The organism is Xylophilus rhododendri (assembly GCF_009906855.1).
GTDB lineage: Bacteria > Pseudomonadota > Gammaproteobacteria > Burkholderiales > Burkholderiaceae_C > Xylophilus > Xylophilus rhododendri.
Map to the genome: position 1 here is coordinate 5,363,686 of NZ_CP047650.1, position 12,294 is coordinate 5,375,979.

General features: G+C 70.6%; 12 protein-coding genes. 1 reads left to right on the forward strand and 11 read right to left on the reverse strand.

Features of this window, described 5'->3' with window-relative positions; genetic code table 11:
* Positions 1–6: 6 nt before the first annotated feature.
* From GT347_RS24800 to tagF, 8 genes are all read right to left on the reverse strand, one after another.
* Entirely contained in the window at positions 7–639 is a 633-nt protein-coding gene (locus GT347_RS24800) for a response regulator (protein WP_160554734.1), read from the reverse strand.
* A 123-nt stretch (positions 640–762) separates the two neighbouring features.
* Entirely contained in the window at positions 763–1,245 is a 483-nt protein-coding gene (gene nikR / locus GT347_RS24805) for a nickel-responsive transcriptional regulator NikR (protein ID WP_160554735.1), read from the reverse strand.
* Positions 1,246–1,310: 65 nt separating this feature from the next.
* Entirely contained in the window at positions 1,311–1,466 is a 156-nt protein-coding gene (locus tag GT347_RS24810; RefSeq protein ID WP_195812369.1) for a DUF3309 family protein, read from the reverse strand.
* Positions 1,467–1,627: 161 nt separating this feature from the next.
* Positions 1,628–3,115: a serine/threonine-protein kinase gene (locus GT347_RS24815; RefSeq protein ID WP_160554736.1), complete on the reverse strand. Its 1,488-nt coding sequence runs from the start codon at positions 3,113–3,115 to the stop codon at positions 1,628–1,630.
* 9 nt (positions 3,116–3,124) lie between these two features.
* Complete coding sequence (locus tag GT347_RS24820; RefSeq protein WP_160554737.1) at positions 3,125–3,994, reverse strand: c-type heme family protein; 870 nt, start codon at positions 3,992–3,994, stop codon at positions 3,125–3,127.
* Positions 3,995–4,021: 27 nt separating this feature from the next.
* The gene (locus GT347_RS24825) at positions 4,022–4,879 is read right to left on the reverse strand and encodes a hypothetical protein (protein WP_160554738.1); all 858 of its coding nucleotides are present in this window, start codon (positions 4,877–4,879) and stop codon (positions 4,022–4,024) included.
* A gap of 82 nt (positions 4,880–4,961) precedes the next feature.
* Entirely contained in the window at positions 4,962–6,815 is a 1,854-nt protein-coding gene (locus tag GT347_RS24830; RefSeq protein WP_160554739.1) for a type VI secretion system contractile sheath domain-containing protein, read from the reverse strand.
* A complete protein-coding gene (gene tagF, locus GT347_RS27310) occupies positions 6,812–7,507 on the reverse strand; it encodes a type VI secretion system-associated protein TagF (protein WP_195812370.1) in 696 nt (231 codons plus the stop codon). The genes GT347_RS24830 and tagF overlap by 4 nt, the downstream gene beginning before the upstream one ends.
* Positions 7,508–7,598: 91 nt before the next feature.
* Here tagF and GT347_RS24840 point away from each other — a divergent pair, with 91 nt between their 5' ends.
* Positions 7,599–8,678 carry a hypothetical protein gene (locus GT347_RS24840; RefSeq protein ID WP_160554740.1) on the forward strand — a complete coding sequence of 360 codons (1,080 nt, stop codon included), beginning with the start codon at positions 7,599–7,601 and terminating at the stop codon, positions 8,676–8,678.
* Between the two features lie 18 nt (positions 8,679–8,696).
* Here the strand turns inward: GT347_RS24840 and GT347_RS24845 are convergent, their stop codons facing one another.
* The 3 genes from GT347_RS24845 to GT347_RS24855 are packed head-to-tail and all read right to left on the reverse strand — an operon-like array spanning position 8,697 to position 12,292.
* Positions 8,697–10,370, reverse strand: coding sequence for an FAD-dependent oxidoreductase (locus tag GT347_RS24845; RefSeq protein WP_160554741.1), 1,674 nt, complete (start codon positions 10,368–10,370; stop codon positions 8,697–8,699).
* 26 nt (positions 10,371–10,396) lie between these two features.
* Positions 10,397–10,687 (reverse strand): helix-turn-helix domain-containing protein, encoded by a 291-nt coding sequence (locus GT347_RS24850; protein WP_160554742.1) that lies wholly within the window; start codon positions 10,685–10,687, stop codon positions 10,397–10,399.
* A gap of 21 nt (positions 10,688–10,708) precedes the next feature.
* A complete protein-coding gene (locus GT347_RS24855) occupies positions 10,709–12,292 on the reverse strand; it encodes an acetolactate synthase large subunit (RefSeq protein ID WP_160554743.1) in 1,584 nt (527 codons plus the stop codon).
* Positions 12,293–12,294: the final 2 nt, after the last annotated feature.

Consider the following 12,294-nt stretch of genomic DNA (forward strand, 5'->3'; position numbering starts at 1 on the left):
CTAGCTTCAGTCGATCAGCTTGTTCTTCAGCGCGTAGTAGGTCAGGTCGCTGTTGGAGGCGAGGTTCATCTTCTCCATCAGCCGGGTGCGGTAGGTGCTGACCGTCTTCACGCTCAGCGACAGCGACTTGGCGATATCGCCGGCCGTCTCGCCCTTGGCCAGCTTCAGGAAGACCTGGAACTCGCGCTCCGACAGCAGCTCGTGCGCCGGCACGTCGTCCTTGCGGTTGAGTTGCTGGGCCAGCAGTTCCGCCACGCTGGGCGTGATGTAGCGCCGGCCCAGGGAGATGGTGCGCACCGCGTTGACGATCTCCATCGGATCGCAGTCCTTATTGAGATAACCGCTGGCACCCTGGCGGATGAGATTCATCGCGTAGTGCTCTTCGGGGTATCCGCTGAGGATCAGGATGCCCAGGTCGGGTGCCTTGGCGCGGATCATGCCCAGCGCGTCGATGCCGGTCTGGCCGGGCATGGAGAGGTCCATCACCAGCACATCGAGCTCGGTGTTGCGCACCAGGTCGATGGCTTCGCGACCATTGGAGGCTTCGCCGGCGACTCGCAGATCCACATGGTCCGCGAAGAATTGCTTGAGTCCCGAACGTACGACGGAGTGGTCGTCGACGATGCCGATCTTGATCATGTGTTTTTATTTGCCGAAAGACTGATGGTTTGACCCGTCGAGGGTAACCGGCCCGACGGTGCGATATGCATCACGGCGTTTCAAACTTCTATGTCTTTCCACATGATCGGCGCAAAAAACCGATCAGTTGATGGGCCGCAGGTGCACATGCGCGCCCGGCGTGCCATGGGAATGGCGATGGGCATGGCCGCTGGCGTTGAGCGGCACGAAATGCGCATGGCCATGGCGCACGCCACGCAATGCCACCAGCTGGTCGGCGAAGGCGCGCACCGAGTCGGTGGGGCCGCGCAGCACCACGGTCTCCAGGCAGTTGTCGTGGTCGAGGTAGGTATGCACGCTGGTCACGACGAGGTCGTGGTGGTCGTGCTGCAGGTCGAGCACCCGGGTGGTGATGGTGGGCTCGCGGTGGTCGTACACGAAGCTCACATTGGCCACGCACCATTCGGCATGGTGGCCATCCTGCGGGGCGTCGAGGGAGACGCTGCCGATGCGCGAACGGATCAGGTCGCGGACGGCTTCGGAGCGGTTGACATAGCCCTTGGCGGCGATGAATTCATCGAACTGCCGGGCCAGGCTGTCGTCGAGCGAGAAGGTGAGGCGCTGCATGAACGGATGCTGGGCTGAGGGAGCCGGCCATCATAGGTGTCCTATGTGACCGGCCCGCCTCAGCCTCAGATCCGGCCCATCAGCAGCAGCACGATGACGATGACCAGGACCAGGCCGATGCCGCCGCTCGGGCCATAACCCCAGGAGCGGCTGTGGCCCCAGGTGGGCAGCACGCCGAGCAGCAGCAGGACCAGGACGATAAGCAGGACGGTGGAAATCATGATGAGGCTCCTCGGGGTGTTGTCGTTGACGGGCGGCTTCTGCTGCCCTGGACGCATTCTTCGGGCCGCGCATCACCCGGAGCGCAGGCGCTGCGCCCCAGGGCTCGTCAGCCTGGACCGATGGCGCGTGAAGTCCTGCGGCGGGTCGGCCGCCCGCGGGCTCAGCCGGGCAGGGCGCCCAGGTCGCGCTGCAGCGCGGGCCGGTCGGCCTCGCTGGCGGCATCGAGCAGCAGCTGCACGAAGCGCGCCCTATCCCCGACGCTCTGTTCGGCCGCACGCCGGACCACCACCTTGGCGATGGGGCCCAGGCTCTTGACCATGACCTGCAGCGCACGCGTCTTGAAGTCTTCGCTGAGCGGCGTCGCGGGGCTGGCGGCAGGTGCCGCGAGCGCCGTCCCGCCCAGGGCCGTGGCCTGGCTGGGCGCCGCCGCCACGCCGCTGGCCGCGGGCTGCGCCTGGCTGCTGGCGGTGGCCGCGCCGATGAACTGCTGGCGCCTGGTTGGCTCGGCGATATGCGCCGAGACGGCGGTGGCCAGGCTGAACACATCGCTGCACTGGGCGGCGGCCTGGCGCACCATCAGCCGGGCCATGGGGCCGACATGGCTGGCCAGGGCCTTCTCGATGCGGCTCAGGGCCTGCTGGTCCCAGCCGGCGAGGGCGGCCATGGCGGTGCCGCTCATGGAAGGCCGGGCGCTCGACGTGGCCTGGCTGGGCGCGGCGACACGCGCGGGTGCGGCGGCCTCCACTGCCTTGGCCCAGTAGCCGGGCGGCACGATCACGGTGCTGTCGTTGCCAGCCGCCTCGACGACCGGCTTGGCGGCGCCGCTGGCCACGTCCATCAGCGCCTGGCGCATCTGCGCCGCGCTGGCGAAGCGATGGGCCGGGTCCTTGGCCAGGGCGCGCGCCACCACGGCGTCGTAGGCCGGGTTGCGCCGGCCTTCGGTCAGCAGGCTGGGGGCGGGCGGCTGTTCGTTGAGGATCTTGTACATGACGACCTCAGCGCCGCCGCTGAAGGCCGGCTTGCCGGTCAGCATGCGGTAGAGCAGCACGCCGCAGGCGAATAGATCCGCCCGGTGGTCCACACCTTCACCCATGTACTGCTCGGGCGCCATGTAGCCGGGCGTGCCGATCATGGAAGACACTTGCGTCAGCCCCGCATGCTCGATGCGGGCGATGCCGAAATCAGTCAGCTTGACCTGGCCCGATGCCGTCAGCAGCAGATTGGCCGGCTTGATGTCGCGGTGCCACACGCCCTGCTCGTGGGCGGCGGCCAGCGCCGTGAGCAGCTGGTCCATGATGCGTAGCAGCTGGGCCTCTTCCAGCAGCGGCGTGCCGGCCAGCACCTGGTCGAGGTTGCGGCCCTGCACGAACTCCATGGCGATGTAGGCGGTGTTGTCGTCCTCGCCGAATTCATAGATGGCCACCACGCCCGGATGGGCGATGCGGCCCACCGCCTGGGCCTCGTTGCGGAAACGCGCGGCGATCGAATCCACCGCATCGGCGTCGCCCAGCAGCTCCTTGTGGATCACCTTGATCGCCACCGGCCGGTGGATGTGCGGATCGAAGCCCTTGTAGACCACGCCCATGGCCCCCTGGCCGAGGACTTCGGAGATCTGGTACTTGCCGATGCGCTCGGGAACTGCAGCCATGGAGGTCTTTTATTCCTCGAGCATCTTCATGGCGTGGGCCAGGCTCTTTCGCATGCGGCCGAAGGATTCCGACAGCACGCCGATCTCGTCCTTTGACTTGACCTCGAACTCCGGCGCTTCCTCGCCCATGGACACCTTGTCGGCGATGCTGGACAGGCGCGACACCGGCTGGATCACCAGCTTCCACAGCATGAAGTTGAGCGCCGCGCCGATCAGCAGGAACACCGCCGCCAGCACGCCGACGACGACCAGCAGGGCCTGGTCGGCACGCTGCATCGGCACCGTCATCGGCACCGAGACCACCTGCGCGCCCATCACCTCGTTGAGCTTCCAGCCGAAGCCGTTGGACGGGCCGTAGCGGTCCACCAAAGTCTTGGGCGCCATCTCGGGCGTGGTGTGGCAGCTCATGCAGACCGGGTTGGTGATGCGGATCGGCCGGGCGATGTAGAGCGAGGTGCCGGTGGGTGTCTCGCGCTGGCCGATGAATTCCTTCATGCCGGGTGTCTTGATGAACTGGTTGACCACGTCCTCTTCCCAGGCGACGGCCTTGTCGCGCGGGTTGGTGGGGTTGAGCATGGCCGACTTGAAGCCGTATTCCGGATAGGTCTTCTGCAGCGTGGCCAACACCTCGGCGGCCGAGTAGGCCGGCACCGACTGGGGCAGGAAGGTGTACTTCATCTGCGTTTCCAGCAGCGGCTTGATCTGGTCCGCGGTATAGGTGCTGACCGCATTGGCCTTCTCGATCAGCAGGCGCGCGCGGTCGGCCACTTCCTCGGTGGCGGCCTTCTGCAGCAGGCCGCGGGCGACCAGGCTGGAGCCGGCCAGGCCGACCAGGAAGACCAGCAGGAATATCAGGTTGAACTTGAGGAGCAGCTTCATGGCGAGTTCGTCGGTTCGTGGGTGTTCTTATCGGTACGCCGGCTTGGGCGGCGGCGGGTTCAGGATCGGATCCCATTCCGGATGCGCCTTCAGGCCGGCGGCCAGGCCGCGGCGGAATTCGGCGTCGCGCAGCAGGGGCCGCCAGCGCGGCAGGTTGGCGCGGCGCAGGGCGACCGATTCGGCGTCCAGCCAGGGCTGGGCATCGGCATAACTCAGCGGACCGATCTTCTGCGGCTCGACTTCCTTGCCCTGGAACCTGGCGGCGCGCGGGGGCAGGGCGTCCATGAAGGCGCGCGGCAGGGTGGAGACGAAGGCCTGGGTCGGCCGGTTGGCCAGTTCCGGCTGGGCGCCGGCCGTGGCGGCCAGGCCGAGCAGTTCGCCGGTCTTCACGACCTGGACGGCGCCCGCGTTGCCCGGGCGGCGCACGGCGGCCTCGCCGTTCTCGGCGAAGACCTGCGCCGCCTCGGGCCGCACTGCCAGCACGATGGTGCCGCCGGTGGTGGCGACGTCCAGTGCCGGCGACAGCACGCTGGCCGCCACGCCCTTGGGCGCACTCAGCTTGACCCAGCCGGCCAGCAGATAGGTGCGCGCACCGCCGCGGTCGCCCTTGAGCCGAGGCGCCAGCAAGGCCCGGCTGCCCGGGCCCAGCGCCAGGCTCAGTCCGTCGGCGTATTCCAGCCGCGCCAGCTTGCCCTGCGCCGGCACTTCCAGGATGTCGTCCGGCCGCAGTGCCACGCCTTCGGCCAGGGCCAGCCGGGCGTCGTCGCGCAGCAGGAAGGCATCGCGATCCAGGATGGTCAGCAGCGGGCCGGCCGGCGCCGCGTGGGCGATGGTGCAGACCATGCCCAGCGCGCTCAGGGTGAAGATACGTCGGCTTACAAACATGGCCGCATTATCGCCGTCGGATATGGCTGCTTCGTTGAGGAAAACATCCACTTTGCGCAGGCGTGAAGCGGCCGGCGGGTGTTCAGCCCAGCGACGCCAGCAGGGCCTTGAGATCGGCGTCCATCTCGTCTTCCGCAGCGGCGGGTTCGGCCTCGGCATCCGCGGCGGCCGGTTCCGGGTCGGCCAGGCTGGCGAGCAGGGCGGCGAGTTCGTCGTCCTCGGCGGCGGGCTGCTCGCCGGACGCGGGTACCTCGGCTGCCGGGGTGTCCAGCAGGGCGGCGAGTTCGTCGTCCACCGAGCTTTCGGTGGCGGCGTCCTCCTGCGTTTCGGCCTCGGCTTCTTCGGCCGCCAGCTTCTGCGCCGGCGCACTCATGCCCACGGTGCCGGCGCTGCGTGCGGCCGGGGTCCATTCGGTCTTGACCCGTTCGCTGGCGGCGCTGCCGATGCTGGCGCGGCTGTCGGCGGGCTTCTTGCGCGGCGCGCCGACGGCGCTGGCCAGGCCGTCGCCGTTGAGGGCTTCCAGGCCGGCCAGGCGCACCATGGCTTCGCCCTTGCGCGCCATCACGGCATTGATGCCGAAGTCGCGCAGCAGGGTGGCGGCCTCGGTGCCGATCAGGCGTTCGGTGCAGGGCAGAGCGATGGTGTCGCCGTCGCCATCGACGAAGTAGTGGAAGGCCAGGTCGCCGATATTGAGCTCGGCGCCGCGGGTGGCCAGCACACTCACCGCCAGCAGCGCCGGGTGGCCCCAGAGCATGCCGCGCAGGCCTTCGGCGCGCGTGAACTCCTCGAAGCTGAAGCTGCTGATCGGATCGCTCTTCTTGCCGTAGGGGTGGCGCAGCAGGAAACGCGGCGCCATCAGCGCGAGGTAGGAGGCGTCCGGCAGGTCCTTGAGCGCCTCGAAGGCCTCGCGCACCAGGCGGTGCGGCGGCTCGCGGCGGTCGGTGAAGGCATCGGGGGCGATGGCGGTGATGAAGGGCGCGCCGGCATGGGCGGCCACCCGGGCGGCGCGGCCCAGCAGTTCGGCATGCGGCGGCGTGGCCTCGAAACGGAAGCAGCCGGCGATGTAGGCGTAGCCGCCGTCGGCGTCTTCGGCGGGCTTGCTCACCAGCAGCTGGTAGAGGCCGCTGTCGGCCAGGTCGTCCACGCTGCTGAGGTCGGCGGCGAGTTCCTCGGCGCTGATGTCGATCAGCTGCACCTGCAGCTGGTGGCTGGTTTCCAGGCGGCGCAGCAGGAAGTCGACGCCGCGCCAGAGCGATTCGATGTTCTGGAAATCGGGCTGGTGCAGCACGGCGCGCATCGCATCGCTCAGGGCCTTGTCGAGGCTGGCGACCAGTGCGTCCTTGTTGGGGGCGGCCGCCGGCACCACGAAGGGGCTGACCAGCTTGCGCAGCAGGGCGTTGACCGAGACTTCCGCGCCCTGGGCAGCCGGCGCGCGGCCGGTGAGGCGTGCGAAGTCGTCCAGGGTGGAGCCGCCCGAGGGCGCCGCGCCCTTGGCCCGGCTGCGCAGGGCGACCTGGGAGGCGGCGGGGTCGGTGTCCAGGCCCCAGTCCTTCATCTCGGCCGCGGCGGCGGCGAAGGTGGCGGTGTTGTTCAGGCGCTTGCGCAGCGAGGCCAGGGCGGTGAAGACCTCCAGGTTGCGATACAGCTCATCGGGGTGGAAGGACTCCAGCTCCGACACGGCGACCTGCACCGGCGCGCCGCCGGCGCCCAGGGGCAAGGTCATCTCCAGCTGCAGGCGGCCGAGGGCGTCTTCCAGCGTGTCGAATTCGACCTTCAGCGGCTTGCGTTTGGCCAGGGCCGCGCCGGTCTCCAGCCGGCCGGCGAGGGCGCCGCCGCCGAAGTCGCCCAGGATGGCGATGCGCATCGGGCGCTTGGTGTTCCAGCTGGGCGGGTTCTGGCCGATGCCGCCGAAATTGGGTGTCCAGTCAGTGCTCATGGCGATTCGCTCGTGTCGATGGAGAGGGGGAGGGGCTGCAGGGCGGATCCGCTCAGCAGGGTCTGGAAGATGTGGGCGCGGGGCAGGCCGTCCAGCACCTGCATGTGCTGGCCGCCCTGGGCGCCGATGGCGAACCACAGGCTGTGGCCGGCGGGCTGTGTTTGCAGGTCGAGGTCCGAGGAGGCGTCGGTGCCCGCGTCGTCGAGACCGCCGCCGCAGGGCGCGGGGCCGGCCTGTTCGAGCGCGGATTCGAGCTGCTCGATGCTCCAGTCCTCGTGCAGTGCATCGACGGCGATGTCGTCGAGCTGCCGCAGCCAGCGCAGCAAGGCCTCGGTGGCCGCGCCCGGCTCCGGCAGGCGTGCGAGCGGCAAGGCCAGGGTCAGCGGGAAATAGCGGCCGACGCGGTCCACCGAGGGCATCAGCACCCCGGCCCAGGCGGTGCGCGCACCGGCCATGGCGATGACGCCGGGCGTGAGGATGAAACGCCAGCTCGGCCCGGCCAGGTAGTCGTGCAGCCACTGCTCGGGCGCCTGCGCGCGCCAGTCGGCCAGGCCTTGCGCCAGCCAGTCGTCCCAGGCCTCGATGAATCCGGCATCCAGCCGCCGCGAGGCGAAGTCGCCCAGCGTGGGCAGCTTGCCGTACCAGCCCGCGGGCCCGGCAGCCGTCGCGGCGAATGAATCAGGGGTTGACATGGCCGACTTTGTAACTGAAGGTTGTGAACTTTAGCAGGGCTCCTCTGTGCGCCGGTGTGTAATCCGGCCGCAACCGATACGGAAAACCACCATGAGCTGTTTCTGCCCTGCGCCGCTGGCTTCCCTCACTTCCTCGCTGGGATCGCTGCCTTCGCTGAGCGGCCTGGTGCCGGGGATGTCGATGAGCCTGGTGGCGCAGATCAACGCCGGGCTCGGGCTGAACCCGGCCCTCGGCCTGGCCGCCAGTGCGCAGGCGAACGCGCAGGCGGCGGCGGTGGCCAATCTCTCGGCCATGGCCAGCGCCTCGGCCGCCATGCAGGCGGCGCTCGGGATGAACCTGGCCACGGCCGTGTCCGCTTCGGCGCAGGCCAGCGCGCAGGCCGGCATGGCCGCGGCGATCAATGGCTACAACGCCAACAGCGGCGCGCTGACGCCGCACCTGGACCTGCTGGCGCGCCTGCTGGCCGAGCTGTCGGGGCTGGTGAACCTGTCCGGGATCCTGCTGGCGATCAAGGCCGCCTTCGGCATCGACATGCGTGCCGGCGGTGCCATCGCCGCCCTGCAGGCGCGGCTGGCCGCGAGCGCCAGTGCAAGCGCCACCGCCTCGGCCAGCGCCCACGCATCGGCGGTCGCCTCCCTGATGGCCGCGCTGGGCCTGAAGGCCGATGCCCAGGGCGCGTTGACGGCCAGCGCGCAGGCGCAGGCGCTGGCCAGGATGACGGCGGGGCTGCCGGCCATCGGCTCCTTCCATCCGCTTGCGCTGTTGCAGGCCGTGCTGGCCATGCTGGCTTCGGTGCGTGCGGGGCTGGGCGTCCATCTCACGGCGCCGACGGCCATGGCCGATCTGCGGGCCAGCCTGTCCGGGCTGCCGCTGAGTGCGCTGGCGCAGTTGTCGGCCTCGGCTTCCGCCTCCGCTTCCGCCAGCGCTTCGGCGTCCGCTTCCGCCAGCGCGGCGGCCAATGCGGCGGCGGCGCTGGATCTTTCCGGCGTGGCCAGCGCGAACCTGTCGGCTGTGGGTCAGGTGTCGGCGCTGATGAACGTGATGGCCCAGGGCGGCATCGGCCTGCCGGCGGGCAGCTGCGGCATGCCTTGCCCGCTGGCGCTGGTCAGGAGCGGGCCGGCCTTGACGTCCGCCTCGGCATCCGGGGCTGCGTCGGCCTTCGCGCGCTGAGCAGGCCGCGCCCCCGGCTCAGGCGGTGGCAGCCAACTGCGCCAGGTGCGCATGGATCTGCGCCACCGCGGCCGCGCCTTCGCCGATGGCGCCGCCCACCCGCTTGACCGAGCCGGAGCGCACATCGCCCACGGCGAACACGCCCGGCACATTGGTCTCCAGCCCGCCCGGGGCCGGCTTGTCGCCGCCCGGGTCGACGCCGGTGCGCACGAAGCCGTGGTGGTCCACCGCCACGCCGCAGTCCTTCAGCCAGTCGGCCTCGGGTTCGGCGCCGACGAACAGGAAGAGGTTGCGCGCCGGGCAGTCGTGCTGCTGGCCGCTGCGCGAATCGCGCCAGGTGGCGCCGTCCAGGCCGGTGGCCGGCTCGCCGTGCAGGCCGACCAGCTCGGTATGGGGATGCAGCACGATGTTGGGCGAGGCCTCGATGCGGTCTATCAAATAGCGCGACATGCTGGCCGCCAGCGAAGGCCCGCGCACCAGCACATTGACCCGCGCCGCATGCTGCGACAGGAACACGGCGGCCTGCCCGGCCGAGTTGCCGCCGCCGACCAGCGCCACTTCCTGCTTGGCGCACATGCGTGCCTCGATGGCCGAGGCCCAGTACCACACGCCGCGGCCCTCGAACTCCGCCAGCCGCGGCACCCGGGGCCGGCGGTAGCGCGCGCCGCTGGCCACCACCACGGTGCGCGCGCGCAGCTGCCGGCCGTCGGACAGGCCCACCCGCAGCCCCTCGCCGGCCTCGATGCCGCTGCAGTCCAGCGATACCGCCTTGGCCGGGATCATCATCTCGGCGCCGAACTTCTGCGCCTGCACGAAGGCCCGCCCGGCCAGCGCGCCGCCGGAGATGCCGGTGGGGAAACCCAGGTAGTTCTCGATGCGTGCACTGGCTCCCGCCTGGCCGCCATAGCTGCGGCAGTCCAGCACCATCACCCGCAGCCCCTCGGATGCCGCATAGACGGCGGTGGCCAGCCCGGCCGGCCCGGCGCCCACCACGACGACATCGAACAGGCCGGCATGTTCGGAGCCGTCGATCATGCCGATGCAGCGCGCCAGCGCCTCCTCGCTCGGGTTGACCAGCACCGCCCCGTTGGGGCAGGCCACCAGCAGGCTGGCCTCGCCGTACTGCTGCAGCAGGGTGGCGGCATCCCGGTCGGTGGAGGAGTCCACCACGTGATAGGGATGGCCGTTGCGGCCCAGGAAATTCTGCAGCCGCAGCACGTCGGCCGAATCTGGCGGCCCCATCAGCACCGGGCCGCTGGCGCCGGCATCGATCAGCGCCACGCGGCGCAGGATCAGCGCCCGCACGATGCGTTCGCCCAGGTCGGCCTCGGCCACGATCAGGGCGCGCAGCTGATCGGGCGGCACCAGCAGGGCTTCGACGTCCTCGTTGGCATGGCCGTCCACCAGGGCCGGCTGACCCGACAGCGTTCCGACCTCCGCCAGGAACTGCCCGGGCCCCTGCACCGCCACCGGCGTGATGCGGCCCAGGCCGTCGCGCTGGGTGATGGCCACCGTGCCGGCCAGCACCAGGTACAGGCCGGCGCCGGGTTCGCCGGCGGTGAACAGGCAGTCGCCGCGCCGGTAGTGGCGCAGTTCGCCGAAGCGCCGGACCCGCGCGGCGTCGGCGGCGTCCAGCGCCGGGAACATCTGGTGGTTTCGGGTTTCGACTTCGATCGGGTCAGGGGTGGCCATGGGTTCTCGGCCGCCGGGGCGACAGCTCAGGAGGATGGAGGGTCGCCGCATTCTGCTTGCGCGGGGGCGGACTGTGCTGCGCAATGCACCGTCAGGCCGTAAATCGCGAGCAGCCCGACCACATGGGCGATGGTCACGCCGGGCTCGCCCGATTCGATGCGGCCTATGGTCTGCACATGCACGCCGAGCCGCGCCGCGGCCTGCGCCTGGCCTTGTCCGGCGGCCAGCCGGGCCTGGCGGGCGGCGGCGCCCAGCGCCTGGATCGCGCGCAGCGCGTCCTCACCGATATCCGTGGAAATTCGTTTGCCTTGGGCCATCGCCGGATTTTGCCTGCACCCTCAATCGAGCCAGGCCTCGATCAGCATCGGGCCCGATGTGGCATAGGAGCGTTCCAGGGCGGTGCACAGGCCTTCGGCATCGTCCACCCGCAGGGCCGGCACGCCGTGGCCCCTGGCGATCGCCACCCAGTCGGGGTCCGGCCGGTCCAGCCGCAGCAGGTCGCGGGCGCTGCGGCCGGCTTCGCCCGCACCCATGTTCTTCCACTCGCCCTGCAGGATGGCGTAGCTGCGGTTGGCGTAGATGACCACCGTCACGTCGCAGCCCTCGCGTGCCATGGTCCACAGCGCCTGGCTGGTGTAGAAGGCGCTGCCGTCGCCGACCAGGGCCAGCACCCGCCGTTCGGGGCAGGCGATGGAGGCGCCGAGTGCCACCGGCAGGCCGTAGCCGATCGAGCCGCCCATGTTGTTGATCCAGTCGTGCGGGCCGACGGCCACGCAGGCCTCGTAGGTCTGCAGCCGGCCGGTGGTGACCGCCTCGTCGACCACGATCGCATGGTCGGGCAGGGTGCTGGCGATGGCCTCCGCCACGGTCTGGTGGGCGAGGGCGCCTTGCGGTCGCTCAGGGCGTTGCCGGGGCTGGTCCGGTGCATCGGATTCGTCCACATCCAGGAAGGCGGCCAGCGCCTTCAGCGCCGCGAGCGGGTGCGTGCCTTCGGGCACCGGGTCCAGCACCTCGCAGCCGTCCTCGACCAGCATGCTGGGTTTGCCGGGATAGGCGAAGAAGGCCACCGGTGTAGGCGCGCCGATGCGCACCAGCGCCCGCACGCCCTGCATGAAGGCCAGGGCCTGGTCGATCGGATAGGGCACACGCGCCACCCGCGGTATGCCGGGGCCGCGCTGCATGCGGCTGTTGGAACTCTGGCCGGCCATGCGGCATTGCAGCGATCGGGCGATGGCGGCGGCCAGGCGGATGCCTTCGGCGTTCAGCGTGGCGCCGCCCAGCATCAGCATGCCGGCCGCGCCGTGCCGGCGCAGCAGGGCGGCAGCCGCGCGGATGCGGTCTTCATCCACCGGCTGTTCCGCCGCGACGCGCGGCGCCGGCGCGGCCACGGCGCCCGGGCTGGGCGCGGACCATGCGGCATCGGCCGGCATCACCAGGGTGGCGATGCGGCCCGGGCCGCCGCGGGTGGCCGCCACCGCCTCGGCCGTCCTGGCCGCCACTTCGTCGGCGCTCAGGGCCCGGCCCAGCCAGTGCGACACGGTGCGTGCCAGGCCGTCGAGGTCGGAGGTCAATGGCGCGTCGTACTCCAGGTGGTGCGTGGCATGGTCGCCCACGATGTTGAGCACCGGCGTCGCGGCCTTGCGCGCGTTGTGCAGGTTGGCGATGCCGTTGGCCAGGCCCGGTCCCAGGTGCAGCAGGGTGGCCGCGGGCTTGCCGCTCATGCGGGCATAGCCGTCGGCGGCGCCGGTGGCCACGCCTTCGAACAGGGCCAGGATGGAGCGCACGCCGGGGTGGCGGTCCAGCGCCGCCACCATGTGCATCTCGGAGGTTCCGGGGTTGGCGAAGCAGGTGTCCACGCCCTGCGAGAGGAGGGACTGCACCAGCAGGTCGGCGCCGGTCTGCGCGAATGTGGGCTCGGTCATGG

Excerpts from the sequence above, each read along its gene's own strand:
- GT347_RS24815 (WP_160554736.1), bottom strand. The coding sequence starts at position 3,115 with ATGGCTGCAGTTCCCGAGCGCATCGGCAAGTACCAGATCTCCGAAGTC.
- GT347_RS24830 (WP_160554739.1), bottom strand. The coding sequence starts at position 6,815 with ATGAGCACTGACTGGACACCCAATTTCGGCGGCATCGGCCAGAACCCG.
- GT347_RS24845 (WP_160554741.1), bottom strand. The coding sequence starts at position 10,370 with ATGGCCACCCCTGACCCGATCGAAGTCGAAACCCGAAACCACCAGATG.
- GT347_RS24840 (WP_160554740.1), top strand. The coding sequence starts at position 7,599 with ATGAGCTGTTTCTGCCCTGCGCCGCTGGCTTCCCTCACTTCCTCGCTG.
- GT347_RS24810 (WP_195812369.1), bottom strand. The coding sequence starts at position 1,466 with ATGATTTCCACCGTCCTGCTTATCGTCCTGGTCCTGCTGCTGCTCGGC.
- GT347_RS24820 (WP_160554737.1), bottom strand. The coding sequence starts at position 3,994 with ATGAAGCTGCTCCTCAAGTTCAACCTGATATTCCTGCTGGTCTTCCTG.
- nikR (WP_160554735.1), bottom strand. The coding sequence starts at position 1,245 with ATGCAGCGCCTCACCTTCTCGCTCGACGACAGCCTGGCCCGGCAGTTC.
- tagF (WP_195812370.1), bottom strand. The coding sequence starts at position 7,507 with ATGTCAACCCCTGATTCATTCGCCGCGACGGCTGCCGGGCCCGCGGGC.
- GT347_RS24850 (WP_160554742.1), bottom strand. The coding sequence starts at position 10,687 with ATGGCCCAAGGCAAACGAATTTCCACGGATATCGGTGAGGACGCGCTG.
- GT347_RS24800 (WP_160554734.1), bottom strand. The coding sequence starts at position 639 with ATGATCAAGATCGGCATCGTCGACGACCACTCCGTCGTACGTTCGGGA.
- GT347_RS24855 (WP_160554743.1), bottom strand. The coding sequence starts at position 12,292 with ATGACCGAGCCCACATTCGCGCAGACCGGCGCCGACCTGCTGGTGCAG.
- GT347_RS24825 (WP_160554738.1), bottom strand. The coding sequence starts at position 4,879 with ATGTTTGTAAGCCGACGTATCTTCACCCTGAGCGCGCTGGGCATGGTC.